The 25,038-nt window shown below is 68.6% G+C and carries 25 protein-coding genes; 13 read left to right on the forward strand and 12 right to left on the reverse strand.

What is annotated here, in order from left to right:
• Positions 1–39: 39 nt before the first annotated feature.
• Together FGD71_RS06065 and FGD71_RS06070 are read left to right on the forward strand one after the other, a co-directional pair.
• Positions 40–702, forward strand: a complete 663-nt coding sequence (locus FGD71_RS06065; protein ID WP_119099342.1) for a response regulator transcription factor — start codon at positions 40–42, stop codon at positions 700–702.
• Positions 699–2,186 (forward strand): sensor histidine kinase, encoded by a 1,488-nt coding sequence (locus tag FGD71_RS06070; protein ID WP_119099343.1) that lies wholly within the window; start codon positions 699–701, stop codon positions 2,184–2,186. The genes FGD71_RS06065 and FGD71_RS06070 overlap by 4 nt, the downstream gene beginning before the upstream one ends.
• An 18-nt stretch (positions 2,187–2,204) precedes the next feature.
• Here FGD71_RS06070 and FGD71_RS06075 read toward each other — a convergent pair whose 3' ends face one another.
• The 4 genes from FGD71_RS06075 to FGD71_RS06090 form a co-directional block, all read right to left on the reverse strand.
• Positions 2,205–2,681, reverse strand: a complete 477-nt coding sequence (locus FGD71_RS06075; RefSeq protein WP_119099344.1) for a MarR family winged helix-turn-helix transcriptional regulator — start codon at positions 2,679–2,681, stop codon at positions 2,205–2,207.
• A gap of 93 nt (positions 2,682–2,774) precedes the next feature.
• On the reverse strand, positions 2,775–3,566 hold the full coding sequence (locus FGD71_RS06080; RefSeq protein ID WP_119099345.1) for an AIM24 family protein: 792 nt from the start codon (positions 3,564–3,566) through the stop codon (positions 2,775–2,777).
• On the reverse strand, positions 3,563–4,213 hold the full coding sequence (locus tag FGD71_RS06085) for an AIM24 family protein (protein WP_119099346.1): 651 nt from the start codon (positions 4,211–4,213) through the stop codon (positions 3,563–3,565). The genes FGD71_RS06080 and FGD71_RS06085 overlap by 4 nt, the downstream gene beginning before the upstream one ends.
• Complete coding sequence (locus FGD71_RS06090) at positions 4,213–4,845, reverse strand: AIM24 family protein (RefSeq protein ID WP_119099372.1); 633 nt, start codon at positions 4,843–4,845, stop codon at positions 4,213–4,215. Before FGD71_RS06090 ends, FGD71_RS06085 begins: the two co-directional genes overlap by 1 nt.
• 253 nt (positions 4,846–5,098) lie before the next feature.
• On the opposite strand from FGD71_RS06090, the gene FGD71_RS06095 reads away from it, so the two are divergent.
• From FGD71_RS06095 to icmA, 5 genes are all read left to right on the forward strand, one after another.
• Positions 5,099–5,443, forward strand: a complete 345-nt coding sequence (locus FGD71_RS06095) for a DUF3817 domain-containing protein (RefSeq protein ID WP_119099347.1) — start codon at positions 5,099–5,101, stop codon at positions 5,441–5,443.
• Positions 5,440–5,733, forward strand: coding sequence for an MTH1187 family thiamine-binding protein (locus FGD71_RS06100; RefSeq protein ID WP_119099348.1), 294 nt, complete (start codon positions 5,440–5,442; stop codon positions 5,731–5,733). Before FGD71_RS06095 ends, FGD71_RS06100 begins: the two co-directional genes overlap by 4 nt.
• 176 nt (positions 5,734–5,909) lie before the next feature.
• Positions 5,910–6,419, forward strand: coding sequence for a MarR family winged helix-turn-helix transcriptional regulator (locus FGD71_RS06110; protein ID WP_119099350.1), 510 nt, complete (start codon positions 5,910–5,912; stop codon positions 6,417–6,419).
• Positions 6,420–6,515: 96 nt separating this feature from the next.
• Positions 6,516–6,854, forward strand: coding sequence for a DUF3817 domain-containing protein (locus FGD71_RS06115; protein ID WP_119099351.1), 339 nt, complete (start codon positions 6,516–6,518; stop codon positions 6,852–6,854).
• 74 nt (positions 6,855–6,928) lie between these two features.
• On the forward strand, positions 6,929–8,629 hold the full coding sequence (gene icmA, locus FGD71_RS06120; protein ID WP_119099352.1) for a coenzyme B12-dependent isobutyryl-CoA mutase large subunit: 1,701 nt from the start codon (positions 6,929–6,931) through the stop codon (positions 8,627–8,629).
• A 204-nt stretch (positions 8,630–8,833) separates the two neighbouring features.
• On the opposite strand, the gene FGD71_RS06130 is transcribed toward icmA, so the two are convergent.
• Positions 8,834–9,457: a TetR/AcrR family transcriptional regulator gene (locus tag FGD71_RS06130; RefSeq protein ID WP_119099373.1), complete on the reverse strand. Its 624-nt coding sequence runs from the start codon at positions 9,455–9,457 to the stop codon at positions 8,834–8,836.
• 261 nt (positions 9,458–9,718) lie between these two features.
• Here FGD71_RS06130 and FGD71_RS06135 point away from each other — a divergent pair, with 261 nt between their 5' ends.
• From FGD71_RS06135 to FGD71_RS06155, 4 genes are all read left to right on the forward strand, one after another.
• On the forward strand, positions 9,719–10,693 hold the full coding sequence (locus FGD71_RS06135) for a tetratricopeptide repeat protein (RefSeq protein ID WP_119099374.1): 975 nt from the start codon (positions 9,719–9,721) through the stop codon (positions 10,691–10,693).
• Between the two features lie 623 nt (positions 10,694–11,316).
• Entirely contained in the window at positions 11,317–11,949 is a 633-nt protein-coding gene (locus FGD71_RS06145; protein ID WP_119099354.1) for a DUF6230 family protein, read from the forward strand.
• Positions 11,950–12,097: 148 nt separating this feature from the next.
• A complete protein-coding gene (locus FGD71_RS06150; protein ID WP_119099355.1) occupies positions 12,098–12,637 on the forward strand; it encodes a DUF6114 domain-containing protein in 540 nt (179 codons plus the stop codon).
• Entirely contained in the window at positions 12,627–13,916 is a 1,290-nt protein-coding gene (locus tag FGD71_RS06155; RefSeq protein ID WP_119099356.1) for a YtxH domain-containing protein, read from the forward strand. Before FGD71_RS06150 ends, FGD71_RS06155 begins: the two co-directional genes overlap by 11 nt.
• A 127-nt stretch (positions 13,917–14,043) precedes the next feature.
• On the opposite strand, the gene pyk is transcribed toward FGD71_RS06155, so the two are convergent.
• The 3 genes from pyk to pta form a co-directional block, all read right to left on the reverse strand.
• Positions 14,044–15,462, reverse strand: coding sequence for a pyruvate kinase (gene pyk, locus FGD71_RS06160; RefSeq protein ID WP_119099357.1), 1,419 nt, complete (start codon positions 15,460–15,462; stop codon positions 14,044–14,046).
• A gap of 100 nt (positions 15,463–15,562) precedes the next feature.
• Positions 15,563–16,789 (reverse strand): acetate kinase, encoded by a 1,227-nt coding sequence (locus tag FGD71_RS06165; RefSeq protein WP_119099358.1) that lies wholly within the window; start codon positions 16,787–16,789, stop codon positions 15,563–15,565.
• Positions 16,786–18,933 (reverse strand): phosphate acetyltransferase, encoded by a 2,148-nt coding sequence (pta, locus tag FGD71_RS06170; protein ID WP_119099359.1) that lies wholly within the window; start codon positions 18,931–18,933, stop codon positions 16,786–16,788. The genes FGD71_RS06165 and pta overlap by 4 nt, the downstream gene beginning before the upstream one ends.
• 272 nt (positions 18,934–19,205) lie before the next feature.
• Between pta and FGD71_RS06175 the strand changes: the two genes are divergently transcribed.
• Positions 19,206–20,231, forward strand: a complete 1,026-nt coding sequence (locus FGD71_RS06175) for an ATP-dependent 6-phosphofructokinase (RefSeq protein ID WP_119099360.1) — start codon at positions 19,206–19,208, stop codon at positions 20,229–20,231.
• 91 nt (positions 20,232–20,322) lie between these two features.
• Here FGD71_RS06175 and FGD71_RS06180 read toward each other — a convergent pair whose 3' ends face one another.
• Positions 20,323–21,018: a helix-turn-helix domain-containing protein gene (locus FGD71_RS06180; RefSeq protein ID WP_119099361.1), complete on the reverse strand. Its 696-nt coding sequence runs from the start codon at positions 21,016–21,018 to the stop codon at positions 20,323–20,325.
• Between the two features lie 197 nt (positions 21,019–21,215).
• Between FGD71_RS06180 and FGD71_RS06185 the strand changes: the two genes are divergently transcribed.
• Positions 21,216–21,665 carry a PPOX class F420-dependent oxidoreductase gene (locus FGD71_RS06185; RefSeq protein ID WP_119099362.1) on the forward strand — a complete coding sequence of 150 codons (450 nt, stop codon included), beginning with the start codon at positions 21,216–21,218 and terminating at the stop codon, positions 21,663–21,665.
• Between the two features lie 23 nt (positions 21,666–21,688).
• On the opposite strand, the gene FGD71_RS06190 is transcribed toward FGD71_RS06185, so the two are convergent.
• From FGD71_RS06190 to FGD71_RS06200, 3 genes are read right to left on the reverse strand one after another with little or no spacing between them, the layout of a single operon-like run.
• Complete coding sequence (locus FGD71_RS06190; RefSeq protein ID WP_119099363.1) at positions 21,689–22,525, reverse strand: carbohydrate ABC transporter permease; 837 nt, start codon at positions 22,523–22,525, stop codon at positions 21,689–21,691.
• Between the two features lie 6 nt (positions 22,526–22,531).
• Positions 22,532–23,476: a carbohydrate ABC transporter permease gene (locus FGD71_RS06195; RefSeq protein ID WP_119099364.1), complete on the reverse strand. Its 945-nt coding sequence runs from the start codon at positions 23,474–23,476 to the stop codon at positions 22,532–22,534.
• A gap of 21 nt (positions 23,477–23,497) precedes the next feature.
• Positions 23,498–24,955 carry an extracellular solute-binding protein gene (locus FGD71_RS06200; protein WP_420878239.1) on the reverse strand — a complete coding sequence of 486 codons (1,458 nt, stop codon included), beginning with the start codon at positions 24,953–24,955 and terminating at the stop codon, positions 23,498–23,500.
• Positions 24,956–25,038: the final 83 nt, after the last annotated feature.

Raw genomic sequence — 25,038 nt, forward strand, 5'->3', positions numbered from 1 at the left:
CTGAAGAAGGCTTCAGGTTCGCCCTGCGAAGCTGGGGGCATGCGCCTGTTGATCGTGGAGGACGAGAAGCGGCTGGCCCTGTCGCTGGCCAAGGGCCTGACGGCAGAGGGGTACGCCGTGGACGTCGTCCACGACGGCCGGGAGGGCCTGCACCGGGCCGGCGAGGGCTCGTACGACCTCGTCATCCTCGACATCATGCTGCCCGGCATGAACGGCTACCGGGTGTGCGGCGCCCTGCGGGCCGCCGGACACGACGTGCCGATCCTGATGCTCACCGCCAAGGACGGCGAGTACGACGAGGCCGAGGGCCTCGACACCGGCGCCGACGACTACCTCACCAAGCCGTTCTCATACGTCGTCCTGGTGGCCCGCGTGAAGGCGCTGCTGCGGCGCCGCGGACCGTCGGGCGGCTCGCCCGTGCACGTACTGGGCGAGTTCAAGATCGACACGGCGGCCCAGCGCGTCCTGAGAGGTGAGGAGGAAATCACCCTCACCGCCAAGGAGTTCTCGGTGCTGGAGCAGCTCGTGGTGCGCGCCGGCGAGGTCGTCTCCAAGTCCGACATCCTGGATCACGTCTGGGACTTCGCGTACGAGGGCGACCCGAACATCGTCGAGGTGTACATCAGCACCCTGCGCCGCAAGCTCGGCGCCTCGCTGATCAGGACCGTACGCGGCGCCGGTTACCGCTTGGAGGCGAGATGAGGCGCGTTCTCGGCTCCGTACGCGCCAGGGCCACGCTCGCGGCGACCCTCGTCGTCGCCATCGCGCTGGTCGCGGCGGGGACGGCTGTGCTGCTGTCCCTGCGGTCCAGCCTGAGCGGGGAGGCGAGTACGCGGGCGGACCGTTCCGCGCGCGAGATCGCCACGGTTCTCACCCTCGCGAAGAGTTACGACCAGCTGTCGCTGGACGACGACGAACGGCCGGTCCAAGTCGTCGACGACTCCCACAGGCTGGTCGCGGCCAGCGAGGATCTGGAACGGATCAGCGGCACGGGTCTGGCCGACGTGAAGCCGCGGGCCGCGTCCTCGGCTCCGGCCGCCGGCCGCGACGACGACGATGACGACCAGGAACCCGACGACGACAAAGCGGCCGACGACAAGGCCGCCGACGACAAGGCCGCCGACGGCGAGGCCCTCGATCCCGGCGAGGTCGACGCGGAGACGACCTTCAGCAACGGGTCCGCCACGATCGACGGCGACGAGGGGGACTACCGCTTCGCCCGTGTCCGGGTGGGCGTGGAGAACAAGGGCACCCTCACCGTGTACGCCGGTGCGCCGCTGGCCACCGAACAGAGCGCCGTGAGCACCGCCCAGACCGTCATGCTGATCGGTTTCCCGCTGCTGCTGGCCGTGGTGGCCCTGGTGACCTGGGTCGTCACCCGCCGAGCCCTGCGCCCCGTCGAGGGCATCCGCCGCGAGATGGCCGCGATCACCGCCTCCGAGGACCTCGCGCGGCGCGTCCCCGAGCCGGAGACGCACGACGAGGTCGCCCGGCTGGCGCGTACGACCAATGAGACGCTCGCCGCGCTGGAGACGTCAGTGGAGCGGCAGCGGAGGTTCGTCGCCGACGCCTCGCATGAGCTGCGCAGCCCCATCGCCTCGCTGCGCACCCAACTCGAAGTGGGTGTCGCCCACCCGGAGTTGCTGGATGTCGGGGGCGCCGTAGAGGACACCGTACGACTGCAGGAACTGGCCGCCGATCTGTTGCTGCTCGCCCGCCTGGACGCGGGGGAGCGGCCCCCGGGCGCGCGGTTCGACCTGGCGGCATTCGTGCGTGAGGAGGTGTCCCAGCGGGCCGGCGACCGGTTCGCCGTGACCGTCGACGCCGTGCCTGCCGACGTGACCGGGTCGCGCGGCCATTTGGCGCGGGTCCTCGGCAATCTGCTGAACAACGCCCAGCGGCACACGCGGTCATCGGTCTCGGTGACGGTGCGGAGCGACGGAGAGCAGGCGGTTCTGGCGGTCGCCGACGACGGCAAGGGCGTGCCGGCCACCGAACGCGAGCGGATCTTCGAGCGCTTCGTGCGTCTCGACGAGGCCCGCAACCGTGATGACGGCGGAGCCGGTCTCGGCCTCGCCATCGCCCGCGATGTCGCCGTACGGCACGGTGGATCACTCACCGTCCGCGAAGCGCCCGCAGGCGGAGCCCTGTTCGAACTCCGCCTGCCCCTCGATCAGGTGAGGTGAATCAGGGCTTCGACGACGTCAGGGACGTCCCCGGTGACCTCGTAGGTGATCCGCGATCGGCAACAGGGACGTGTGGAGGTCCGTCAGTGCCTCAGGCGGGAGCAGATCGATGAAGTGCCGCCGCACAGACGCCACATGATGGGGCGCGACCTTCTTCATCGTCTCCAGGCCGTGGTCCGTCAGCACGGCGTACAGCCCACGGCGGTCCGACTCGCAGTTCTCCCTGCGCACCAGGTCCGCGTTCTCCATGCGGGTGATCTGGTGTGAGAGGCGGCTCTTGGACTGGAGGGTGGCGGACGCGAGGTCGCTCATCCGCATCCGCAGGCCCTCCGACTCCGAGAGGTTCACCAGGATCTCGTAGTCGTTCATCGTCAGGCCGTACGGCTGGAGGTCCCTTTCGAGCTGGTACGTCAGCAGCCGGTTGACCTCCAGGTGGGTACGCCATGCGCACTGTTCCGCATCGGTCAGCCAGCGTGTGGCCGTCTCGGTCTCCATAAATGGATTCTACCTAAGAAGTTGAAAGGCGAACTTATGAGGGTTTGTCTGACTGTGTGCACGCGTTCGATGTAACACTCCGCAGACTACCGCTCACAGCCCGAAGCGACGCTGGAGGTCGCCCAGCTGTCCGGGAAGGCGCGGTGTGCCGGATTGCGGCCCGTGACCGCCGGGCCCGCCACCGGGCACGCCCGCCTGCTGCGGGACCGCCCCCGTCGCCTCCTCGGCCATCAGGGTCTCGCTGGACTGCAGCAGCACCGTGCCGGCGCCCACGAACTCGAACTGGTGCTCCTCCCCGGAGGCTCCTCCGATGCCGGTCAGCGCACGTAGACCGCCCATCACGCCCGTCATGTAGCCGTGGTCGTAGTGGTGGCACGGGGAGGGGCAGTCGGCCCAGCCGACGAGGGCCTGCGGGTCGACCCGGATCGGCGGCTCCATGAACACCACCGGACCGTTCGAGGCGGCCACGAACTTGCCCGTCCCGATCAGCGTCAGAAAGCCCGGCACGATCGACTGCTTCAGCGCGAGACTTGGCTGAAAAGCGAGGAGGTTGCCCGAGCGAATGGTCAGATTGCCCTCGTCCAGGTCGTACGAGTTCACATCGAAGGCCCGGTCGGCGAGGAGCATCTTGCCCGAGCCGGAAGCCACCACCCAGTCGCCTGCGTGCAGTGGCGAATGGAACGACGTACGCACCAGACGGTCGAGGCGGCCGTGCCCGATGCCGTTGAACTCCATCGAGCCGTAGTACGCGATCATCTTGCCCTTCTGCAGGAACCACTCGCTCCCCTTGAGCTCCACGCAGAAGGTGTAGTTGTTGACGTTGTCGTCCGACGGGAGCGTCATCGGGTCGTGGGTCACGGGGCCCGAGCCCGGGTGGTCGCTCACAGCTTCTCCTCCGAGGCCTGCACATACACCGCGCCGTTGCCGCTCAGCTCCAGCTGGAACGCCTCGCCCGAGCCGCGGCCGACCATGTCGCGCCAGCCGAGCGCGGTGGACAGCTTGTTGCGTACGTCGCCGTGGTGGGCCACGTACGCCTGCGGATCGACGTGGACGGGGCGCTGTGGGGTGATCGGCACCTCGATGACTCCGCCGTGCGCCATGACGGCGACGTCTCCATGGCCCCTGAGGGTCGTGGTGAACAGCCCCTGCCCCGTCACCTGGCCGCGCACCATGCCCATGACCCCGCCCTGTGAGCCCATGAACATCGTGCCCTGCTCGAGCGTCCCGTCGAAGGCCAGCAGCCGGTCCGCCTCCACGTACACGGTGTCGCCGGTGAGGCTGATGACCTGGATGTGGTGGCCGCCGTGCCCGAACAGGACCGTGCCGGAGCCCTCCACGGTCATCAGGGGCGTCGCCTCGTCCGCGACCCGGCGGCCGATCATCGACATGACGCCGCCCTGGCCGCCCTGCGTGTTGGGGGTGAAGGAGACCTCGCCCTTGTAGGCGAGCATCGCGCCGCGCTGACTGAACAGCCGCAGTCCCGGTGCGACCGTCGCCTCGATCATCTTCGAGTTGACCTCGCGGAAGGGCATCAGACCTCCCCTGCGATCGTGTTGCGCTCGCTGGGCTGTACGTAGACGAGCCCGTCGCCCTCGAAGCGGATCTGGAAGGCCTCGCCGCCGCCTTCGCCCATGAAGGTGCGGAAGGTGACACCGGACTGGAAGGACTGCCGCAGATTCCCCTGGTGCGCGATGTACGCACCCGGGTCGACCGTCAGCGGGTACTGCGAGCTGACCCGCAGGATCACCGCCGGCCCGTCGGACATGATCGCCGCCTGGCCGTGGCCCTCGATGGTCGTGGTGAACAGCCCGTTGCCCTGCGAGGCGCCGCGCAGCCCCGTGAAGCTCGTGCCCGTGCGCAGCCCCGCGTCCGTCGCGAGCAGATTGCTCGACTCGACGAAGAGCTTGTCGCCCTGGAGGTTCACGAGGTTGATCTCACTGGCCCGGTCGGCGAACCAGCAGGTCCCGTGCCCCTTCACCTCCATCAGGGTCATCTGCTCACCGGTGAGGCGCCGGGTCACCATCCCCCGTATCCCCTCACCGCCGCCGCTCATCTTCTTGAAGGCCATCTGTCCGTCGTACGCCACCATCGAGCCGTTCTTCGCCTTCACGGCATCGCCGGTCATGTCGACGGCCAGCACCTTGCTGCCCTGGAGTCGGAACATCGCCACGCAGCGAAGGTAGCCGCCGAAGGCGGCCGCCAACAGATCCTCCGGGATGATCCGCCCCCGACCCCACCCTGAGACCGAGCCACCGGGGGAGGGGGGGAGGGGCTGCGCTGGGGTGTCCCGAGGGTGGCCGGTTCCTGTGTGGGGCTGGACCCCCGTGCCGGGGCGGGCGGACGGTGAGTGTCACAATGGGCCACGCTTGTGCCTACGTTCACAAAGCGACGACTCCTCATCCCACCGAAGGTGACTCGTGGACATCAAGACCGCTTCCGCCATCCGCCGCCTCCGCCTGGTCTCCACCCCCGAGGCCGTCTCGTTCCTGCTGCTGCTCGTCTGCTCGGTGCTGAAGCGGACCACGGACTTCAACGCGGTGCCCGTGATGGGGGCGGTCCACGGTGTCCTCTTCATCCTGTACGTGATCTTCTGGGCCGACGCCTGGAACCGCACCAAGTGGGCCCCGACGACCGCGGCCGTCTACTTCATCCTCTCCGTCCTGCCGACCGGCGGCTTCTTCGCCGACCGCAAGCTCAAGCGCGAGGCCGAGGCCGCCGTCATCGCGTCCCGTGCTCGCCAGGAAGGAATCGTCAACGCATGATCGTCGCCTTCTCGGTCACGCCGCTGGGCGTCGGCGACGACGTGGGGGAGTACGTCGCCGACGCCGTGCGGGTCGTCCGCGAGTCGGGGCTGCCCAACCGGACCGACGCGATGTTCACGTCCGTCGAGGGTGAGTGGGACGAGGTCATGGACGTCGTCAAGCGCGCCGTCGCCGCGGTCGAGGAACGCGCGCCGCGCGTCTCGCTCGTCCTCAAGGCGGACATCCGTCCCGGTGTGACGGACGGGCTGACGTCGAAGGTGGAGACGGTGGAGCGGCATCTGGCCGACTGATGCCTCGCCCCCACATGCCGACGGGCTCGTCGAGCGCCGCGAGCACGCTGGCCCGCCCGCGCCCCAGGAGCCGTACAAGCGCGTCGGAAGGGGGCGTGGAGAGGGGGTGTGGAGAGAGGGGACCGAAACGCGAGACGGGGCTGACCACGATATGACCGGCCGGTAGGGTCTTTGCCGTGCAGAAGCCGCTCAGTCTCCCTTTCGACCCCATCGCCCGCGCGGACGAACACTGGAAGCAGCGATGGGGCAACGTACCGGCCATGGCCGCGATCACCTCGATCATGCGTGCCCAGCAGATCCTGCTGGCCGAGGTCGACGCGGTCGTCAAGCCGTACGGGCTGACGTTCGCCCGGTACGAGGCGCTCGTGCTGCTCACCTTCTCCAAGGCCGGTGAGCTGCCGATGTCCAAGATCGGCGAGCGGCTCATGGTGCACCCGACGTCCGTCACGAACACCGTGGACCGGCTCGTGAGGTCCGGCCTCGTCGCCAAGCGGCCCAACCCCAACGACGGGCGCGGCACGCTCGCCTCCATCACCGAGAAGGGGCGCGAGGTCTGCGACGCCGCCACCCGTGACCTGATGGCGATGGACTTCGGGCTCGGGGTGTACGACGCCGAGGAGTGCGCGGAGATCTTCGCGATGCTGCGGCCGCTGCGGGTGGCCGCACGCGACTTCGACGAGGAATAGGCGCTTCCGCTCGGATGCGTACGCCGGTCCTGCGCCGGCCGCACGCCCTCGGGGGCGCCCGAAGATCGCACGAAACCGCCGGTTACGCTCGTGCCCATGAAAAAGAGCGTGCTGACCCGCTACCGCGTCATGGCTTACGTCACCGGTGTGCTGCTGGTCCTGCTGACCCTCGGTGTGATCGCCAAGTACCTGCTGGAGATGGATGGCGCCGCGGACTTCACGCGGGTCGTCGGCATCGCGCACGGCTGGCTGTATGTCCTCTATCTCGTCTTCGCCTTCGATGTGGGCGCCAAGGCGAAGTGGCCGGTCGGCAAGCAGGTGTGGGTGCTGCTCGCGGGGACCATTCCCACCGCGGCCTTCTTCGTGGAGCGCAAGGTCAGCCACGAGCTCGAAGGCAAGATCGTGGACGACCCGGCCGCGGTCGCCAAGGCGTAGCCGTTACCGCCACAGGTGTGATCTGTGGCGGTCTGCCATCGACATTTACTAGGACGTCCTAGTAAATTCGAAGTATGGACGCTGACGCCATCGAAGAGGGCCGCCGACGCTGGCAGGCCCGTTACGACGCCTCACGCAAGCGCGAGGCCGACTTCACCACGCTCTCCGGGGATCCCGTGGAGCCGGTGTACGGTCCCCGGCCCGGGGACACCTACGACGGGTTCGAGCGGATCGGCTGGCCCGGTGAGTACCCGTTCACGCGGGGGCTCTACGCGACGGGCTATCGAGGGCGGACGTGGACCATCCGGCAGTTCGCCGGTTTCGGGAACGCCGAGCAGACGAACGAGCGCTACAAGAAGATCCTCGCCAACGGCGGGGGTGGCCTGTCCGTCGCCTTCGACATGCCCACGCTCATGGGGCGCGACTCCGACGATCCGCGCTCGCTCGGCGAGGTCGGGCACTGCGGAGTGGCCATCGACTCCGCCGCCGACATGGAGGTCCTGTTCAAGGACATCCCCCTGGGTGACGTCACGACGTCCATGACGATCAGCGGACCGGCCGTGCCCGTCTTCTGCATGTACCTGGTGGCCGCCGAGCGGCAGGGCATCGACCCGGGCGTGCTGAACGGCACGCTCCAGACGGACATCTTCAAGGAGTATATCGCGCAGAAGGAGTGGCTCTTCCAGCCCGAGCCCCATCTGCGCCTCATCGGCGATCTGATGGAGCACTGTGCCTCGAAGATCCCCGCGTACAAGCCGCTGTCCGTCTCCGGCTACCACATCCGCGAGGCCGGCTCCACGGCCGCGCAGGAGCTGGCGTACACGCTGGCGGACGGGTTCGGCTACGTCGAGCTGGGGCTGAGCCGTGGCCTCGACGTGGACGTGTTCGCTCCTGGCCTCTCCTTCTTCTTCGACGCGCACGTCGATTTCTTCGAGGAGATCGCCAAGTTCCGTGCGGCGCGGCGGATCTGGGCGCGGTGGATGCGGGACGTGTACGGCGCCAGGTCCGAGAAGGCGCAGTGGCTGCGCTTCCACACGCAGACCGCCGGGGTCTCGCTGACGGCCCAGCAGCCGTACAACAACGTCGTACGGACGGCCGTGGAGGCCCTCGCCGCCGTCCTGGGCGGGACCAACTCCCTGCACACCAACGCCCTGGACGAGACGCTCGCGCTGCCGTCCGAGCAGGCTGCGGAGATCGCGTTGCGTACGCAGCAGGTGCTGATGGAGGAGACCGGGGTCGGCAACGTGGCGGATCCGCTGGGTGGTTCGTGGTACGTCGAGCAGTTGACGGACCGGATCGAGGCGGACGCGGAACGGATCTTCGACCAGATCAGGGAGCGGGGGCTGCGGGCCCACCCCGACGGTCAGCACCCCATCGGGCCGATCACCTCCGGCATCCTGCGCGGGATCGAGGACGGGTGGTTCACCGGCGAGATCGCCGAGTCCGCCTTCCAGTACCAGCAGGCCCTGGAGAAGGGCGACAAGCGGGTGGTGGGGGTGAATGTCCACCATGGATCGGTGACCGGGGACCTGGAGATCCTCCGGGTCAGTCATGAGGTGGAGCGGGAGCAGGTGCGGGAGCTCTCCGAGCGGAAGTCGGGGCGGGACGAGGCGCGGGTGCGTGCCTCGGTCGCGGCGATGCTCGCTGCCGCGCGGGACGGGGCGAACATGATCGAGCCGATGCTGGACGCGGTGCGGGCGGAGGCGACGCTGGGAGAGATCTGTGACGCCTTGCGCGACGAGTGGGGGGTGTACACGGAGCCGGCGGGGTTCTAGGCGACGCGGGTGCCTCCGGCGCCGGGGGTTTTTCGCCACCCATTCCCGCCCCCTGGACCCCCGCTCCTCAAACGCCGGAGGGGCTGACTTTCAGCCCGTCCGGCGTTTGAGGACGAGGCCGTTCAGGCCGATAGCGGGGGTCTGGGGGCGCAGCCCCCAGGTACGGGATGGGACGGGTAGGGGCGGCGGGGGCGAAAAAACCCGCTACGACGCCGCGGTCGCCCTCAGCCCCTGCACCAGCAGCTGCGTGAAGCTGCGGACCCACGCCTCGTCCGCCGGTTCCGCGCTCACCAGGGTGCGGTGGACCACCGAACCCGCCACCATGTCGAAGATCAGATCCACGGTACGGGCCGACGATGCGGCGTCGGCCTCGGGGGGCAGCTCGCCGCGGGCCTGGGCGCGAGCCCGGCCCTCCAGGACGAGCCGCTTCTGGCGGTCGACGATCGAGGTGCGGATCCGGGCGCGCAGGGCCTCGTCACGGGTTGATTCGGCGATCACCGCCATGAGGCCGCTCTTCGCCTCCGGACGGCCCAGGATCGCCGCGAACTGCAGGACCACGCCCTCTATGTCGGCGGCGAGGCTGCCGCCTTCCGGGAGTTCGAGCTCGTCGAAGAGCTCGGCCACCGCGTCCACGACGAGTTCGTTCTTGCCCGCCCAGCGGCGATAGAGGGTCGTCTTGGCGACGCCCGCGCGGGTCGCCACGTCCCCCAGCGTCAGCTTGGACCAGCCCAGTTCGACCAGGGCCGCACGCGTCGCCGCGAGGATCGCGGCGTCCGCCGTGGTGCTGCGCGGGCGCCCCGTGCGGGGGGCGGAGGGGCGACTCAGCATGTCGGCGACCATAGCCGGAGGTGAGGACGTCCGGAACGGTCTCGGGACGGCTGTGGCGGGGTGAGGAAGATCACCCGGGGACGTCGCATGGGCCCGCCCGGAGAGGGTTACGCTACGACTCGTAGCGAAAGCGTGCGTGTGAGCGACGACCACACTGACGCCGGGTGGGGACCCGGCGTCGACGACCATGCGGCGGGCCCGACCGAGCCCGGCTTTCAGAACGCTTTTCACCTGTGCGCGCGGAAGGGGGAGTATGTACTCATGCAGCCACGGAACATGTCCATGAGCGGAGTCGTCGACCTCGCCGCGGTGAAGGCGGCCCAGGAGGCCAAGGCGAAGGCGGAGCAGGCGCGCGCCGATGCGGCGAAGCAGGGCGGGGGAGGAGCCGTCTCCGCCGCCAGCCTCGTCATCGACGTCGACGAGGCGGGTTTTGAGCGTGATGTCCTGCAGCGCTCCACCGAGGTGCCCGTCGTCATCGACTTCTGGGCCGAGTGGTGCGAGCCGTGCAAGCAGCTGAGCCCGCTCCTGGAGCGGCTCGCCGCCGAGTACAACGGCCGGTTCGTACTCGCCAAGATCGACGTCGACGCCAACCAGATGTTGATGCAGCAGTTCGGGATCCAGGGGATCCCGGCCGTCTTCGCTGTGGTGGCCGGCCAGGCCCTCCCGCTCTTCCAGGGCGCCGCACCCGAGGCGCAGATCCGGGGAACCCTGGATCAGCTCGTGCAGGTCGCCGAGGAGCGCTTCGGGCTGACCGGTCTGACGGTCGACGCGGACGCCCAGCAGAGCGAGGCTCCGGAGGCCCCCGAGGTGCCGGCCGGACCGTACGACGCGCTGCTCGAAGCCGCCGTACAGGCCCTGGACGCGGGGGACTTGGGCGGCGCGGTGCAGGCGTACAAGAACGTGCTGAGCGACGACCCGGGCAATACGGAGGCCCAGCTGGGGCTCGCCCAGGCCGAGTTGCTGCAGCGCGTGCAGAACGTCGACGCGCAGCAGGTGCGCAGGGACGCCGCCGAGAAGCCCGGTGACGTACAGGCCCAGATCGCGGCCGCCGACCTGGATCTGGTGGGCGGTCACGTCGAGGACGCCTTCGGGCGGCTCGTCGACGCCGTGGCGCGTACTGCGGGTGACGACCGGGATGCCGCGCGTGTACGACTTCTGGAGCTGTTCGACGTGGTGGGCGCCGACGACCCCCGTGTGACGGCGGCGCGACGGGCCCTGGCCCGGGCCCTGTTCTGACCTGTTCTTAAACGCCGAGGCCTGTGGCGCCTCGGTGAGCGATTTGTCGACGCAGCGACACTGGCGGCCGTGCTTTACCAAATCTTGGTAAACACGGCCGCTGTTACTGGGAGTAAGCCGCGAGGGTCGATCTGTCGGATTCCATCCAAGGATCAAGTGTTTTGTCAACGACCCCGGATGCACCCTCTGTTGTCGATCGATATCGACGGGTCCTCCCGTAGTTATCCGCCCGTTACTAGCGGGTAACGAAGCCCCTTGCGACGGCGGCGAGAATGCACCACGATCGGCCACGCTCGGTCCATTCCCGCGTCCCGACAGCCAATCGGGTCAACGGGTTTTCTTGGGTCCCCACCGAGTAGGTCCGACGGCAGTGGCGTCGGCCCTTGGACAGGGGGGTCTCTGCTTCTTCGGCAGAGCCTGTCCGGCAGGTTGTGCGTGAAGTGTTCAGGCGCGACCAGTGGTTGTCGCTCGGGGGTGATCGCCGGTGAGTTCGGGCGCGGTTCGCGCTTCTGAGCGCGGGCGCTCTCCTTCCCGAGGACGTAGCACTTCTCCCATCCCTGCCCGACTGAGCCGCCGACAGGGGGCAGTCAGGGCCGGAGATGTACGTCCGAGAAGGAGGAAATATGGAGTCCCAGGTGCGTGGCGGGACGAGATGGAAGCGGTTCGCGGTTGTCATGGTGCCCAGCGTGGCCGCGACCGCCGCGATAGGTGTCGCCCTGGCACAGGGCGCTCTCGCCGCGTCGTTCAGCGTTTCGGGTCAGTCGTTCAAGGTGACGACCAAGCAGCTTGATGGCACGGGCTTTTCCCAGTACGGCGCCATTGACTCGGGTTACACCCTCGATGGCAAGAAGACGGCACACCCCGTCGCGGTCTCTGCGTTCAAGTCCGCGACGATCAAGGAACTGTGCCAGTCCGTCGTCACCCCCAACATCCCGGTGTTGGGCAACGTCAGCCTCATCCTGAAGGCCGGCGGCGGTGACACGCCTGTCCAGGCGGAGAACCTGTACATCGACGTCGCCGACCTGAGCGCCGATGCCGAGTTCAAGAACATCGACATCGGTGTGGCCGCCGGCGACGCCAACAAGGGTCCCGGCATCGCCAAGGGCGACAAGGCGAACCCGTTCGGGTTCGCGCAGCAGGCCGACTCAGTCAGGCTGAAGGACGTGAAGCAGACGGCGTGGGCGACCACCGCCGGAACCTTCAAGCTCAGCGGACTGAAGATGTCGCTGTCCGCAGGTGTCAAGGAGTGCTACTAGGCGCTCTGTGACGGGTGGGGGAGCCTTCTTCCCCGCCCGTCACCTCCTTCTTGTCTTCTTCGTCCATCTGGTCCGTACACCCGCCACCCCCCACCCTGCCCCCAGCTTTCACCTCTCACAGCAACGCCGTTCCAGGGAGCTGTTTTCCATGAGCGCCGAGACTCCTGCCGCGCGCGGCCAATTCACCGACCGGCGGCTGAGGTTCCGCGCCTGGCGAGGCAACCGGCCGTTCTGGGCCGGTCTGTTCGTCCTCCTCAGCGGATTCCCGATCGCCTACTTCCCGTACGCGAATCTCCAGATCGGTCATCTGACCCTGGCGATGGCCACCACCGCGGGAGCGGGCTCTCTGATCATCGGCGTGCTGCTGATCGTGCTCGGGGTCAGCCTGTGGTTCCAGAAGCACGTACGGGTCTTCGCCGGTGTGGCGGCGATCCTGCTGGCGCTGGTCTCCATCCCGGTGTCCAACCTCGGGGGCTTCCTCATCGGCTTCCTGCTGGCGCTGATCGGTGGTGCGATGGCCGTGTCCTGGGCTCCCGGCGAGGAGTCCGCGGCGAGGCCGGCCAAGACGGACCGTACGGACGAGGGAGGCGCCCCCGAACCCCTGGCGGCGGGCGGGGCGAGCGAGCCGAACGATCTGTCAGGAACGAGCCCGAGCAACGGGGCGAACGGGAGGCACAGTGCCGGCTGAGGAGGTCCACCGCGTGGACTCGGGAGAGTCCCGGGCGAGAACCGGGCCGCGGCATGCAGCCCCCAAGAAGCCGTTGTTCACCAGGCTGCACATGCCCGCGGGAAAGGCGATAGCCCTCGCGTCCATGCCGACCGCGATCCTCATGGGCATGGGGTTCACGCCGACCCTCGCCAACGCGAAGGACGGGGTGACGAACCCCTTCAAGGACGGACCGTGCGTCACCAAGACGGACGAGCCGAGCGAGTCGGAGTCGCCCTCGGCGTCCGAGTCGCCGGACGAGAACGACCAGGACTCCTCTGAGGAAAGCGGCAAGGGCGACACGGCGGAGCCGACCCCCACGCCGTCCTCGGGCTCGGACTCTTCGTCGGATTCAGGTTCCGACGACGCGTCCGACTCCGGGGCCTCCGACCCCGCGACCAAGGAGCCGTCCGGCGACGACGCCACGTCGCCGTCGCCCTCGCCCTCCGAGTCCAAGAACCCGCTCGACCCGCTGGGTATCGGGGACGCGCTCGAGGACATCTTCACGCCAGGCGAGAAGGAGGAGGCGAGCGCCAGCCCGTCGCCCACCCCCTCCGCCTCGGCGGGCGGGGACACCGTCGAGGACACCACCGACAAGGTGACCGACACGGTCGAGGACACCGCCGAGGGCGCCGAGGACGCGGCGAAGGACACGGCCGAGAAGGCCGAGGACACCGCCCAGGACACGACGGACCAGGCGAAGGAGGCGGCCGACGAGGCCACCGCGTCGCCCACCCCGTCCCCCTCGGCCTCCGAAGGAGAGGGCGAGGGCGGCAAGGAGGCGTACCCCTGCGTCGTCGAGAAGAAGGTCGACGGCAAGGACGAGACGACTCCGGTCACGCTGCCGACCGAGCCCTGGTACCTGGAGTCCAGCGGGCTCCTGCTGGAGGGCCTCGACTACAAGGGCGTGGTGAACGTCAAGACGGCCGACGGCAAGACCAAGCAGACCCTGAAGTTCACCGCGGAGAAGGTCGACATCGGCGATCTCCACCAGACCGTCAAGGACGGCCAGTCCGGCAAGACGTACCACGTGGAGGCGGCCAAGGGTTCCACCTCCACGATCCGCGGCGGCACGGTGACGATGTACACCGAGAAGCTGCAGGGCAACCTGTTCGGGCTGATCCCGGTGACGTTCGACCCCGAGCACCCGCCGCCGATCAACACCCCCATCGCGTACTTCACCAAGGTGAAGATCACGCAGGCCGGTCAGTTCGGCGGAACCCTGACCGTCCCGGGTCTGCATCAGTACGTCACCGACTGAGCGCCCCTCCAAGGCCCGTTCGGGAGCCGCAACGCGCTGAGGGCGCCCCCTGTCTCAGGGGGCGCCCTCAGCGGCGTTCAGAGGCGGCGTTCAGGAGCGCGCGCGGCGCATGTGACGTGTCGGTGCGTCAGCTGCCCAGGTGGTGCACCCGCACCATGTTGGTGGTGCCGGGGACGCCGGGGGGCGAGCCCGCGGTGATGATCACCGTGTCGCCGTCGTTGAACCGCTTGAGCCGGACCATCTCCTGGTCGACCAACTCGACCATCTCGTCGGTGCTGTTCACGAAGGGCACGACGTGGGACTCGACGCCCCAGCTCAGCGTGAGCTGGTTGCGGGTGGACTCGTCGGTGGTGAAGGCCAGGATGGGCTGGGTCGCGCGATAGCGGGACAGCCGCCGGGCCGTGTCACCGGACTGAGTGAAGGCCACCAGGCCCCTGGCGCCCAGGAAGTCCGCGATCTCGCACGCGGCACGGGCCACCGAACCACCCTGCGTACGCGGCTTCTTGCCCGGCACGAGCGGCTGCAGGCCCTTGGAGAGCAGCTCCTGCTCGGCCGCCTGGACGATCTTCGACATCGTCTTCACGGTCTCGATCGGGTACGCGCCCACACTCGACTCGGCGGACAGCATGACCGCGTCCGCGCCGTCCAGGATCGCGTTGGCCACGTCGGAGGCCTCGGCGCGCGTGGGACGGGAGTTGGTGATCATCGACTCCATCATCTGGGTCGCGACGATCACCGGCTTGGCGTTGCGCCGGCACAGCTCCACGAGGCGCTTCTGCACCATCGGGACCTTCTCGAGGGGGTACTCGACGGCGAGGTCGCCACGGGCGACCATGACGCCGTCGAACGCCGCCACGACGGCCTCCATGTTCGCCACCGCCTGGGGCTTCTCCACCTTGGCGATGACGGGGACCCGGCGGCCCTCCTCGTCCATGATCTTGTGGACGTCGTTCACGTCGTGGGCGTCGCGCACGAAGGACAGGGCGACCAGGTCGCAGCCCATCCGCAGGGCGAAGCGCAGGTCCTCGACGTCCTTCTCGGACAGCGCGGGCACATTCACGGCCGCGCCGGGCAGGTTGATGCCCTTGTGGTCGGAGATGACGCCGCCCTCGATGACGACCGTCTTGACCCGGTGGTCCTCGACCTCGACGACCTTCAGTTCGACGTTGCCGTCGTTGATCAGGATCTGGTCGCCCTTGGAGACATCGCCGGGCAGGCCCTTGTAGGTCGTGCCGCAGATCGACTTGTCGCCCGGCACGTCCTCGGTGGTGATGGTGAACTCGTCACCACGCTCCAGCTCGACCGGGCCCTCGGCGAAGGTCTCCAGCCGGATCTTCGGGCCCTGCAGGTCGGCGAGGACGCCGATCGCCCGGCCGGTCTCCTCGGAGGCGGCCCGGACGCGGTCGTACCGCCCCTGGTGCTCGGAGTGCGAGCCATGGCTGAAGTTGAAGCGGGCCACGTTCATACCGGCCTCGATCAGCGACACAAGCTGTTCGTGGGAGTCGACGGCTGGGCCCAAGGTGCAGACGATTTTGGAACGGCGCATGGGGGCGATCCTATCGGTTTGTTTCGCTACGGAATATTCCGTCTGGTGGAAGACACAAATGGGCGGGTACGCGCTCAGGAGTGGGCCCGCCCTCAGGGGCTCACTCCGATTTTCCGCTCTCCACAAGTGCGTACGTCTGGGTGGCGATCTCCAGTTCCTCGTCGGTCGGGACCACGGCCACCGCCACCCGCGCGCCCTCGGGCGACACCAGCCGCGGCTCGCCGGACCGTACGGCGTTGCGGTCGGCGTCGACCGCGAGGCCCAGCCCCTCCAGGCCCGCGACGGCGGCTTCGCGCACCGGGGCCGCGTTCTCACCGACCCCCGCGGTGAAGACGACCGCGTCCACCCGGCCGAGTACCGCGTAATAGGCCCCGATGTATTTCCTCAGTCGGTGTATGTAGATGTCGAAGGCGAGCCGTGCCTGCTCGGCATCCTCGCCGCCCTGGTCGATCCGGCGGCGGATCTCCCGCATGTCGTTGTCGCCGCACAGGCCGATCAGGCCGCTTTTCTTGTTGAGCAAAGTGTCGATCTCGTCGATGGACATTCCGCCAACGCGCGCCAAATGGAAAATGACCGCCGGATCCGTGTCTCCGGAGCGCGTACCCATCACGAGCCCCTCCAAAGGCGTCAGCCCCATGGAGGTGTCCACGCACCGGCCCGCCCGGACAGCCGATGCCGAGGCGCCGTTGCCCAGGTGCAACACGATGACGTTGACCTCGGACGGGTCCTTGCCGAGGAGGTGCGCGGTCGCCCGGGAGACGTACGCGTGCGACGTGCCGTGGAAGCCGTAGCGGCGGATGCGGTGCTCGTCGGCGGTCCGCACGTCGATCGCGTAGCGGGCCGCGGACTCCGGCATCGTCGTGTGGAAGGCCGTGTCGAAGACGGCGACCTGGGGGAGGTCCGGACGCAGGACGCGGGCCGTGCGGATGCCGGTGAGATTGGCCGGGTTGTGCAGGGGCGCCACCGGGATCAGCCGTTCGATCTCCGCGACCACGGTGTCGTCTATGACCGTCGGCTCGGTGAAGTGCCGGCCGCCGTGCACCACGCGGTGGCCGATCGCCGCCAGTTCGGGGGAGTCCAGGCCGAGCCCGTCCCTGGCCAGCTCCGCGGCGACGGCCTTCAGAGCGGCCTCGTGGTCGGCGATCGGGCCGGTCTGCTCGCGGGACGCGCCACCGTTCGCCAGCGGGGTGTGCTTCAGGCCGGATGTCTCCTCGCCGATGCGCTCGACCAGGCCGACGGCGAGCCGTGAGCTGTCGCGCATGTCGAGCAGCTGGTACTTCACCGACGAGGAGCCGGAGTTGAGGACGAGGACGCGGGTGGCGGTCACTGGGCGGAAGCCTTCTGGGACGGGGACGGGGACGGGGACGGGGACGACGGGGACGGGGGCCGAGTCATGCTGGGGGTCTGGGTCTGGGCCTGGATCGCCGTGATGGCGACGGTGACCACGATGTCCCCGACGAGCGCGCCCCGGGACAGGTCGTTGACCGGCTTGCGCAGGCCCTGCAGAACCGGGCCGACGGCGATCGCGCCGGCCGAACGCTGCACGGCCTTGTACGTGTTGTTGCCGGTGTTGAGGTCCGGGAAGATCAGCACGGACGCCTGCCCGGCGACCTCCGACTCCGGCAGCTTGGTCGCCGCGACCGACGGCTCCACGGCGGCGTCGTACTGGATCGGGCCCTCGATCTTCAGGTCCCCGCGGCGCGCGCGGACCAGCTCGGTGGCCTGGCGCACCTTGTCGACGTCCGCGCCCGAGCCGGATGTCCCGGTCGAGTACGAGAGCATCGCGATCCGCGGCTCGACGCCGAACTGCTGGGCGGTCGCGGCCGACTGGACGGCGATGTCGGCCAACTGCTCCGCGTTCGGATCGGGGTTGACCGCGCAGTCCCCGTACACGAGGACCTTGTCGGCCAGGCACATGAAGAAGACGGACGAGACGATCGACGCGTCCGGCTTCGTCTTGATGATCTCGAAGGCGGGACGGATGGTGGCCGCCGTCGAGTGCACCGAACCCGACACCATGCCGTCGGCCAGGCCCTCCTGGACCATCAGGGTGCCGAAGTAGTTCGGGTCGGAGACCACGTCGTACGCCAGCTCGACGGACACGCCCTTGTGGGCGCGGAGCTCGGCGTACTTCTCGGCGAAACGCTCGCGCAGCTCGGAGGACTGTGGGTCGATGAGCTGCGCGCCGGTGAGGTCGATGCCGAGGTCCGCGGCCTTCTTGTGGATCTGGCCGACCGGGCCGAGCAGCGTCAGATCGCAGACATCGCGGCGCAACAGCACCTCGACGGCGCGCAGGACGCGCTCCTCGGTGCCCTCGGGCAGCACGACGCGGCGCTTGTCCGAGCGGGCCCGCTCCAGAAGCTTGTGCTCGAACATCATCGGCGTGACGCGGTCGGTGCTCGGTGCCGAGACCCGACCGAGAAGGTCGGCCGTGTCGACGTATCGCTCGAAGAGACCGAGCGCCATCTCCGCCTTGCGGGGCGTGGCCGCGTTCAACTTGCCGTCCAGGGCGAAGAGCCGGCCCGCGGTCGGGAAGCTCAGGCCGGACACCGAGACGACCGGGGTGCCCGGTGCGAGCCGGGCGGCGAGCGTGAGGACCTCGTCACTGGGCCGCTCGTCGAGGGTCAGCAGGACGCCGGCGATGGGCGGAGTGCCCGCGCTGTGCGCGGCGAGCGCCCCCACGACCAGGTCGGCGCGGTCGCCGGGCGTGACCACCATGCAGCCGGGCGTCAGGGCGGTCAGGAAGGTCGGCAGCATCGCGCCGCCGAAGACGAAGTCGAGCGCGTCACGCGCGAGTCCCGAGTCGTCTCCGAGCAGGACCTTGCCGCCGAGTGCGTGGGTGACCTGCGCGACGGTCGGCGCGCCGAGCGCGGGCTCGTCGGGCAGCACGTAACAGGGCACCGGCAGCTGGGAGTCCAGGGGCTCGTGGATCTCCGCCCGGTCCGGCGGCGCCACCCGGTTCACGATCATCGCCAGTACGTCGCAGCCCAGACCGTCGTACGCGCGGAACGCGTTGCGGGTCTCCGCACGCACCGACTCCGCCGTCTGGTCGCGGCCCCCCACGACGGGGATGACGGACGCGCCGAACTCGTTCGCCAACCGGGCGTTGAGGGTCAGCTCGTCGGGGAACTGTGTGTCGGCGTAGTCGGTGCCGAGGACGAGAACGACGTCGTAGTCGCGGGCCACCCGGTGGAAGCGGTCGACCAGCTGCGAGACCAGCTCGTCGGCGCCCTGCTCGGCCTGGAGCGCGGACGCCTCGTGATAGTCCATGCCGTAGACCGTCGCCGGGTCCTGGGCCAGGCGGTACCGGGCGCGCAGCAGCTCGAAGAGACGGTCGGGTCCTTCGTGGACAAGGGGACGGAACACCCCCACCCGGTCGACCTGGCGGGTCAGCAGCTCCATGACTCCCAGCTCGACGACCTGGCGGCCGTCGCCCCGGTCGATCCCCGTCACGTACACGCTGCGCGTCACGCGTGTCTCCTCCCTTTTCTCACTGCTGGTGGTGTGGCGCCGGGGTCCGGCCCTTGGCCCCCGAACCGGGCGGAAGAGGCAAAACAGTCGTTATCGTCGGCTGTGCCCTCTTGACAATACCTCCGGGCCTGGATAGGGCGCCCGTGGGGCGGCCGGGTACGGTGGGCCGTCGGCGCTCGTGAAACAATCGGACCGGCTCTCACGTACCACCTCTCACGTACCACCTCGGAACCGGCTCTCACGGACCCACAGCGAGCAGGAGACACAGCACGATGCGTATCGGAGTTCTCACCGCAGGCGGCGACTGCCCCGGGCTGAACGCAGTGATCCGGTCGGTCGTGCACCGGGCCGTCGATCACTACGGCGACGAGGTGATCGGCTTCGAGGACGGTTACGCGGGACTGCTCGACGGCCGTTACCGCATCCTCGACCTCAACGCGGTCAGTGGCATCCTCGCCCGCGGCGGCACCATTCTCGGCTCCTCCCGCCTCCAGCGCGACCGGCTCCGTGAGGCCTGCGACAACGCCCAGGACATGGCCCGCGAGTTCGGTATCGACGCGCTCATTCCGATCGGCGGCGAGGGCACGCTCACGGCGGCGCGCATGCTGTCGGACGCGGGCCTGCCCGTGGTCGGTGTGCCGAAGACCATCGACAACGACATCTCCTCCACGGACCGCACCTTCGGCTTCGACACCGCCGTGGGCGTTGCCACGGAGGCGATGGACCGCCTGAAGACCACGGCCGAGTCCCACCAGCGGGTGATGGTCGTCGAGGTCATGGGCCGTCACGCGGGCTGGATCGCGCTGGAGTCCGGTATGGCCGCGGGCGCCCACGGCATCTGCCTGCCCGAGCGGGCCTTCGACCCGGGGGACCTGATCAAGATGGTCGAGGAACGCTTCGCCCGCGGGAAGAAGTTCGCGGTCCTCTGCGTGGCCGAGGGCGCCCACCCCGTCGAGGGCACCATGGACTACGGCCACGGCGAGATCGACCAGTTCGGGCACGAGCGGTTCCAGGGCATCGGTACGGCCCTGGCGTACGACCTCGAGAGGCGGCTCGGCAAGGAGGCCAAGCCGGTCATTCTCGGCCATGTCCAGCGCGGGGGCACGCCGACCGCGTACGACAGGGTCCTCGCCACGCGCTTCGGCTGGCACGCGGTCGAGGCCGCCCACCGGGGCGACTTCGGGCGGATGACGGCGCTGCGCGGGACGGACATCGAGATGGTGCCGCTCGCGGAAGCGGTCACCGAACTGAAGACGGTGCCGAAGGACCGGATGGACGAGGCCGAGTCGGTGTTCTAGAGCCGGAGTCGGTGTCTGGAGCCGCCGTCGGTGTTCTGGAGCCGAAGTCGGTGTCTGGGGCCGGAGTCGGTGCTCTGGAGCCGTTGTCGCTCTAGCCGTTCCGCTGGACCGTGGACCAGAAGTGGTCGACGATCCGGTCCAGGAAGTCCCGGCCCGCGTCGTCGGCCGCCGCTCCGACGCTCCGTCTCAGGGCGGCCGCCATCTGCCTCTGGTACTCGGTGTGCAGGGAGTGGAGTACCTCCTCCACGAGACGCCGTCGCAGCGGCAGCAGCTTGCTGACGGGGCGCACGTACGCCTGCCATCGCGTGCAGCACGCGCGGCGCAGCAACTCGGCCAGTTTCACTTCGCGCCCGGTGATGGTGACGAGATCCGGCAACGACAGGTCTAGAACCTTGGCAAGGGCCGAGGACTGCCGCCCGCTGCCGCGCCACTCGTCGTGCTCCTCCATCCGCTGATACGCGAGGAGTTCGAGACCGACGGCCCGCGCGACGTCCTGAGCGGCCAGTCCGCGCGCGATGCGGTGCTCGCGCAACGTGCGAGGCGTGCCGATGAGTTCACTCATCGAACACCACAACACCCCCGCGAGCGCGGTGAGTTCGGCATTGCTCGGGGCGACCGAGCCCGCCTCCCAGTCGACGACCAGGGCGGGAGTCACATGGGGTAGTCCGTACGAGGTGCGCATCCCGTACGCGACGTGTTCGGGTCCCATGCCGAGCGCTGTGCGGAGTTCGCGGGCGGCCGGGGCGTTGAAGGGAGGGGTGGGCTGGGGGGTGGGCAGTGGCTGCACGCGCCCAACGTAGGGGTGCGGCGCCGTGGTGACTACGGTCTGTTCGGTCAGGATTACAGATTGTCGGAGAACCCGGATTCGGATGCCTGTCCGAGGTGGCTGAAGATCAACTGTTTGAGCGCGTGCCGCGGGGATCACGATGGCGGACGGTGGCCCATACGGGCGGGCCGGGAAGTGGGTCGAAGGTGGAAAGCGCTGTGAGCAGGATTGACGGGCATATTCGCGAGCGACTGCTGGCGTCGAACTTCTGGCATCTGGCGACCGTGGGCGCGGACGGGGCGCCCCAGGTTTCGCCCATGTGGGCGGACATCGAAGACGAGTACGTCATGGTCAACACGTCGATCGGCCGCGTGAAGGAGGAGAACCTGCGGCGCAATCCATACGTTTCCCTTTCTCACCACGATCCCGAGAACCCCTATGACCGGGTGGAGATCCGGGGGCGGGTCGTGCGGTTCGTCGAGGGGGAGGTGGCGGAGCGGGCGATGGACCGGCTCGCGCAGAAGTACATCGGTGAGCCCCGGTACCCATGGATGCTTCCGGGGGAGCGGCGGGTGATGATCCTGATCGAGCCGACTCGGGTGCGGCATGTGGTGGGGGTGGAGAGGTTCCGGCCGGGAGTCCTTCCGGAGTCCGGGCCGGAGCGCTGAGCCTCGTCAGCCCATGAAGGTGGCTAGCCCTTGACGGCGCCTCCAAGCGCGAAGCCGCCGCCGAGACGGCGGGCGATGAGTACGTAGAGCAGGATCACGGGTGTGGAGTAGATGATCGAGAACGCGGCCAGCTGGCCGTAGATCACCGTGCCTCGGTTCCCGAAGAAGTCGTTGATGCTGACGGACGCCGGCATCTGCTCGGGGCTCAGCAGCAGCATGAAGGGGACGAAGAAATTCCCCCACATCATGACGAACGAGAAGACGGTGACGACCGCCACGCCCGGGCCCATCAGGGGCAGCACGATGCGGAGGAGGGACTGGAAGGAAGAGGCGCCGTCCGTCCACGCCGCCTCCTCCAGCTCCTTCGGCACCCCGTCCATGAAGTTCTTCATGATCCAGATCGCGAAAGGGAGTTGGGACGCAGCGAAGAAGAAGATCGTGCCCTGCATGGTGTCGATGAGATCCACCTGCACGAACAGCGCGTACACCGGCACCATGATCGCCGTGATCGGCAGGCTGGTCGCGAAGAGAATCGTCAGCAGGAACGGACGGTTGAGGCGAGAGCGGAATCGTGACAGCGGATAGGCGGCGAGGGCCGCGCAGACCACTGTCAGCAAGGTCGCCCCGCCACACAGGATCAGGCTGTTGAGCAGGGGCGTGAAGGTGATGTCGGGTTCGAGTACGGCGTCGAAGTTGTCCAGGGTGATGCCGTCGGGCGTCTTCACCCTCAGGTCGGCGTGCGGGTCGAGGGAGGACAGGATCACCCAGGCCAGCGGCAGCACGAAGGCGGCCGCGACGACCAGGAGACCGGCGTCGGCGGCGTAACGGCGACTGGTGCGGCGTGAGTTGAGGGTGGCCATGGCGGGTCAGACCTCCGTCCGCAGCAGCCGCATATAGACGAGCGAGAAGAGCGAACCGACCACCAAGAGCAACAACGCCACAGCCGTCCCGTATCCGATCATGCTCTTCTGGAAGGCCTGTTCGTACATGAAGAGGGGCAGGGTCTGGCTCCTGGTCCCCGGACCGCCCCTCGTCATGACCCAGATCAGGCCGAAGACCGACAGCGTCTGGAGGGTGTTGAGCATCAGGTTCGTGCCGATCGACCGGCGGATCATCGGCAGCGTGATGTGCCACATGCGCCGCCAGCCGCCCGCGCCGTCGACCTCCGCCGCCTCCGTGATCTCCTGGGGGATCTCGTTCAGGGCGGCCGAGTAGACCAGCATCGAGAAAGCCGTGCCACGCCACACGTTCGCGAACGACACCGCCAGGATCGGGAGCGTGTACAGCCAGTTCTGGCTCGGGAGGTGGAGCCAGTCCAGGACGGCGTTGAGGGTGCCCTCGCGGCGGAAGAAGGCGTAGAGGAGGAAACCGGCGACCACCTCCGGAAGCACCCACGCCGTGATGACTATGCCGCCGGTGAGCGTACGGACGGGCTTGGACGCGCGCTGCATCAGGGCGGCGAGGGCCAGGCCCAGGGTGTTCTGGCCGATGAGAGAGCTCAGGACGGTGAACACCAGCGTCAGCCATACGGCGTTGAGGAACGCGTCGTCCTGGAACGCCTCACGGAAGTTGTCGAAGCCGACGAAGGACGACTCGGCCTGACCGGTGAGCTGGAGATCGGTGAAGGCGATATAGGCGCAGTACGCGATCGGGCCCGCGAGGAAGAGGACCAGGAGGACGACGGCGGGGGAGACGGGGAGGGCCCGGACGAGGGCGCGGCGGGCTGTGCGGGTTTTCGGCGCGGGCGGCGGGGCGGTCGGCCCCGGCGGGGTCTTGACGACGCCGGGGCCGGCCGGAGGTGCGGCGGTCATGAACGGACAGTCACCTCCCGGTCATTTCTCGATCACCTGGTTGTCCGTGGCCGCCTTGAGATCGTCGTCGTACCTGCTCGCCGCCTCGTCCACCGAGCTGTCGCCCGTCGTCACGCCCTCCATGGCCTCCTGGACGGCGGTCGAGACCTTCGGGTACGCCGGGTACGCGGGCCGGTAGTGGGTGCTCTCGACCAGGTCGGTGAAGAACTTGATGCCGGGCTGCGCCTTCACGTACGCGGGGTCCTCGGCGACGTCCTTCCGCACGGCGATACCGGAGTTGGCGATGTACCACTTCTGGGCGTTCGCCTTCGTCTGCAGCGTCTCGATGAACTTGAAGGCGAGGTCGGGGTTTGCGGCCTTGTCCGGGATCGCCCAGGTCCAGCCGCCGGACATGCTCACCTTGCCGGGGGCCTGGCCGTTCTGGGTCGGCATGGCGGCGAGGCCGAGCTTCTCCGACCACTCGGGCCATTCGTGGCCGCTGCCCTCCAGCCAGTCCTGCGGGAGCCATGAGCCGTCGAGGTTGATGCCCAGTTTGCCTTCGGGGAGGAGTTCACCGCGGACACGCGTCGAGATGTTCGGGTCGAGGGCGTCGGAGACGTCGGGGCCGAGCTTCTCCTTGTAGACCGTTTCCACGAAGGCGAGCGCGTCCTTGAAGCCCTTGCTCCCGGCGATCCATTTCTTCGACGCCTCGTCGTACAGGGGGTCCGTCTTTCCGTCGCCCGTCCCGTAGAGCAGCATCTCGAAGCCCTGCATGGTGGCGGCCTCGCCCGCGGGTTTGCCCGTGTAGACGTTCAGGGGAATGACGCCGGGAACCTTCTTCTTGATGGCGCGGGCGGCTTCGAGAACGTCGTCCCACGTCTTCGGCTGCCAGTCCGCCGGGAGCCCGGCCTTCTGGAAGACGTCCTTGTCGAACCAGAGCCCCCGGGTGTCGGTGCCGTCCGGAACGCCGTACGTCTTGCCGTCCTGGGCCTTCGCCGCCGTCTTGGCGGTGTCGATGAACTGGTCCCAGTCCTTCCACTTGTCGAGGTACGGGTCGAGGGGTTTCAAGTAGCCGCTGGTGATGTCCGAGTTGATGAGGAAGGTGTCCTCGTAGACCAGGTCGGGCGCGGTCTTGGGCGAGCGCAGCATCTGCTGCACCTTCGTGTAGTACTCGGAGTCCGGGGCCTTGATCGGGACGAGTTTGACCTTCTTGCCCGGATTCGCCTTCTCGAACTGTTTCTTGACGGCGGCGAGGTGGGTGTCCATGATCCGGACCGAATCGTCCGTGGACTGTTTGTAGGACACCTCCACCGTGTCCGGGTCACTCCCGGATCCCGAGCCGCACGCGGTGACGGCGCCGGCTGCGGTGACGATGAGGGTTCCGGCGAGAAGCAGGCGGAGCGGCGAAGCCGGGCGGGAACGGGAGCGGATGCCGGGGCGGACGCCAAGACGGGTGCCGGGGCGGGTGCGACGGTGGGGAGGGGCGGCGGTGGGGCGCACGGGCAGGACCTCCTACTGGCCGACGTCGTTGTGGCCGAGTTCGTCTGCTGCCCGGTGAACGTAAGAGGGGGAACTGTGCCAGG

Source organism: Streptomyces sporangiiformans, assembly GCF_005768555.2.
Taxonomy (GTDB): Bacteria; Actinomycetota; Actinomycetes; order Streptomycetales; family Streptomycetaceae; genus Streptomyces; species Streptomyces sporangiiformans.

What these genes read in the sequence shown, in the direction of transcription:
- FGD71_RS06065 (WP_119099342.1), top strand. Translation starts at nt 40, where the DNA reads ATGCGCCTGTTGATCGTGGAGGACGAGAAGCGGCTGGCCCTGTCGCTG.
- FGD71_RS06070 (WP_119099343.1), top strand. Translation starts at nt 699, where the DNA reads ATGAGGCGCGTTCTCGGCTCCGTACGCGCCAGGGCCACGCTCGCGGCG.
- FGD71_RS06075 (WP_119099344.1), bottom strand. Translation starts at nt 2,681, where the DNA reads ATGGAGACCGAGACGGCCACACGCTGGCTGACCGATGCGGAACAGTGC.
- FGD71_RS06085 (WP_119099346.1), bottom strand. Translation starts at nt 4,213, where the DNA reads ATGCCCTTCCGCGAGGTCAACTCGAAGATGATCGAGGCGACGGTCGCA.
- FGD71_RS06090 (WP_119099372.1), bottom strand. Translation starts at nt 4,845, where the DNA reads ATGTTCCGACTCCAGGGCAGCAAGGTGCTGGCCGTCGACATGACCGGC.
- FGD71_RS06100 (WP_119099348.1), top strand. Translation starts at nt 5,440, where the DNA reads ATGATCGTCGCCTTCTCGGTCACGCCGCTGGGCGTCGGCGACGACGTG.
- FGD71_RS06115 (WP_119099351.1), top strand. Translation starts at nt 6,516, where the DNA reads ATGAAAAAGAGCGTGCTGACCCGCTACCGCGTCATGGCTTACGTCACC.
- icmA (WP_119099352.1), top strand. Translation starts at nt 6,929, where the DNA reads ATGGACGCTGACGCCATCGAAGAGGGCCGCCGACGCTGGCAGGCCCGT.
- FGD71_RS06130 (WP_119099373.1), bottom strand. Translation starts at nt 9,457, where the DNA reads ATGCTGAGTCGCCCCTCCGCCCCCCGCACGGGGCGCCCGCGCAGCACC.
- FGD71_RS06135 (WP_119099374.1), top strand. Translation starts at nt 9,719, where the DNA reads ATGCAGCCACGGAACATGTCCATGAGCGGAGTCGTCGACCTCGCCGCG.
- FGD71_RS06145 (WP_119099354.1), top strand. Translation starts at nt 11,317, where the DNA reads ATGGAGTCCCAGGTGCGTGGCGGGACGAGATGGAAGCGGTTCGCGGTT.
- FGD71_RS06150 (WP_119099355.1), top strand. Translation starts at nt 12,098, where the DNA reads ATGAGCGCCGAGACTCCTGCCGCGCGCGGCCAATTCACCGACCGGCGG.
- pyk (WP_119099357.1), bottom strand. Translation starts at nt 15,462, where the DNA reads ATGCGCCGTTCCAAAATCGTCTGCACCTTGGGCCCAGCCGTCGACTCC.
- FGD71_RS06175 (WP_119099360.1), top strand. Translation starts at nt 19,206, where the DNA reads ATGCGTATCGGAGTTCTCACCGCAGGCGGCGACTGCCCCGGGCTGAAC.
- FGD71_RS06190 (WP_119099363.1), bottom strand. Translation starts at nt 22,525, where the DNA reads ATGGCCACCCTCAACTCACGCCGCACCAGTCGCCGTTACGCCGCCGAC.
- FGD71_RS06195 (WP_119099364.1), bottom strand. Translation starts at nt 23,476, where the DNA reads ATGACCGCCGCACCTCCGGCCGGCCCCGGCGTCGTCAAGACCCCGCCG.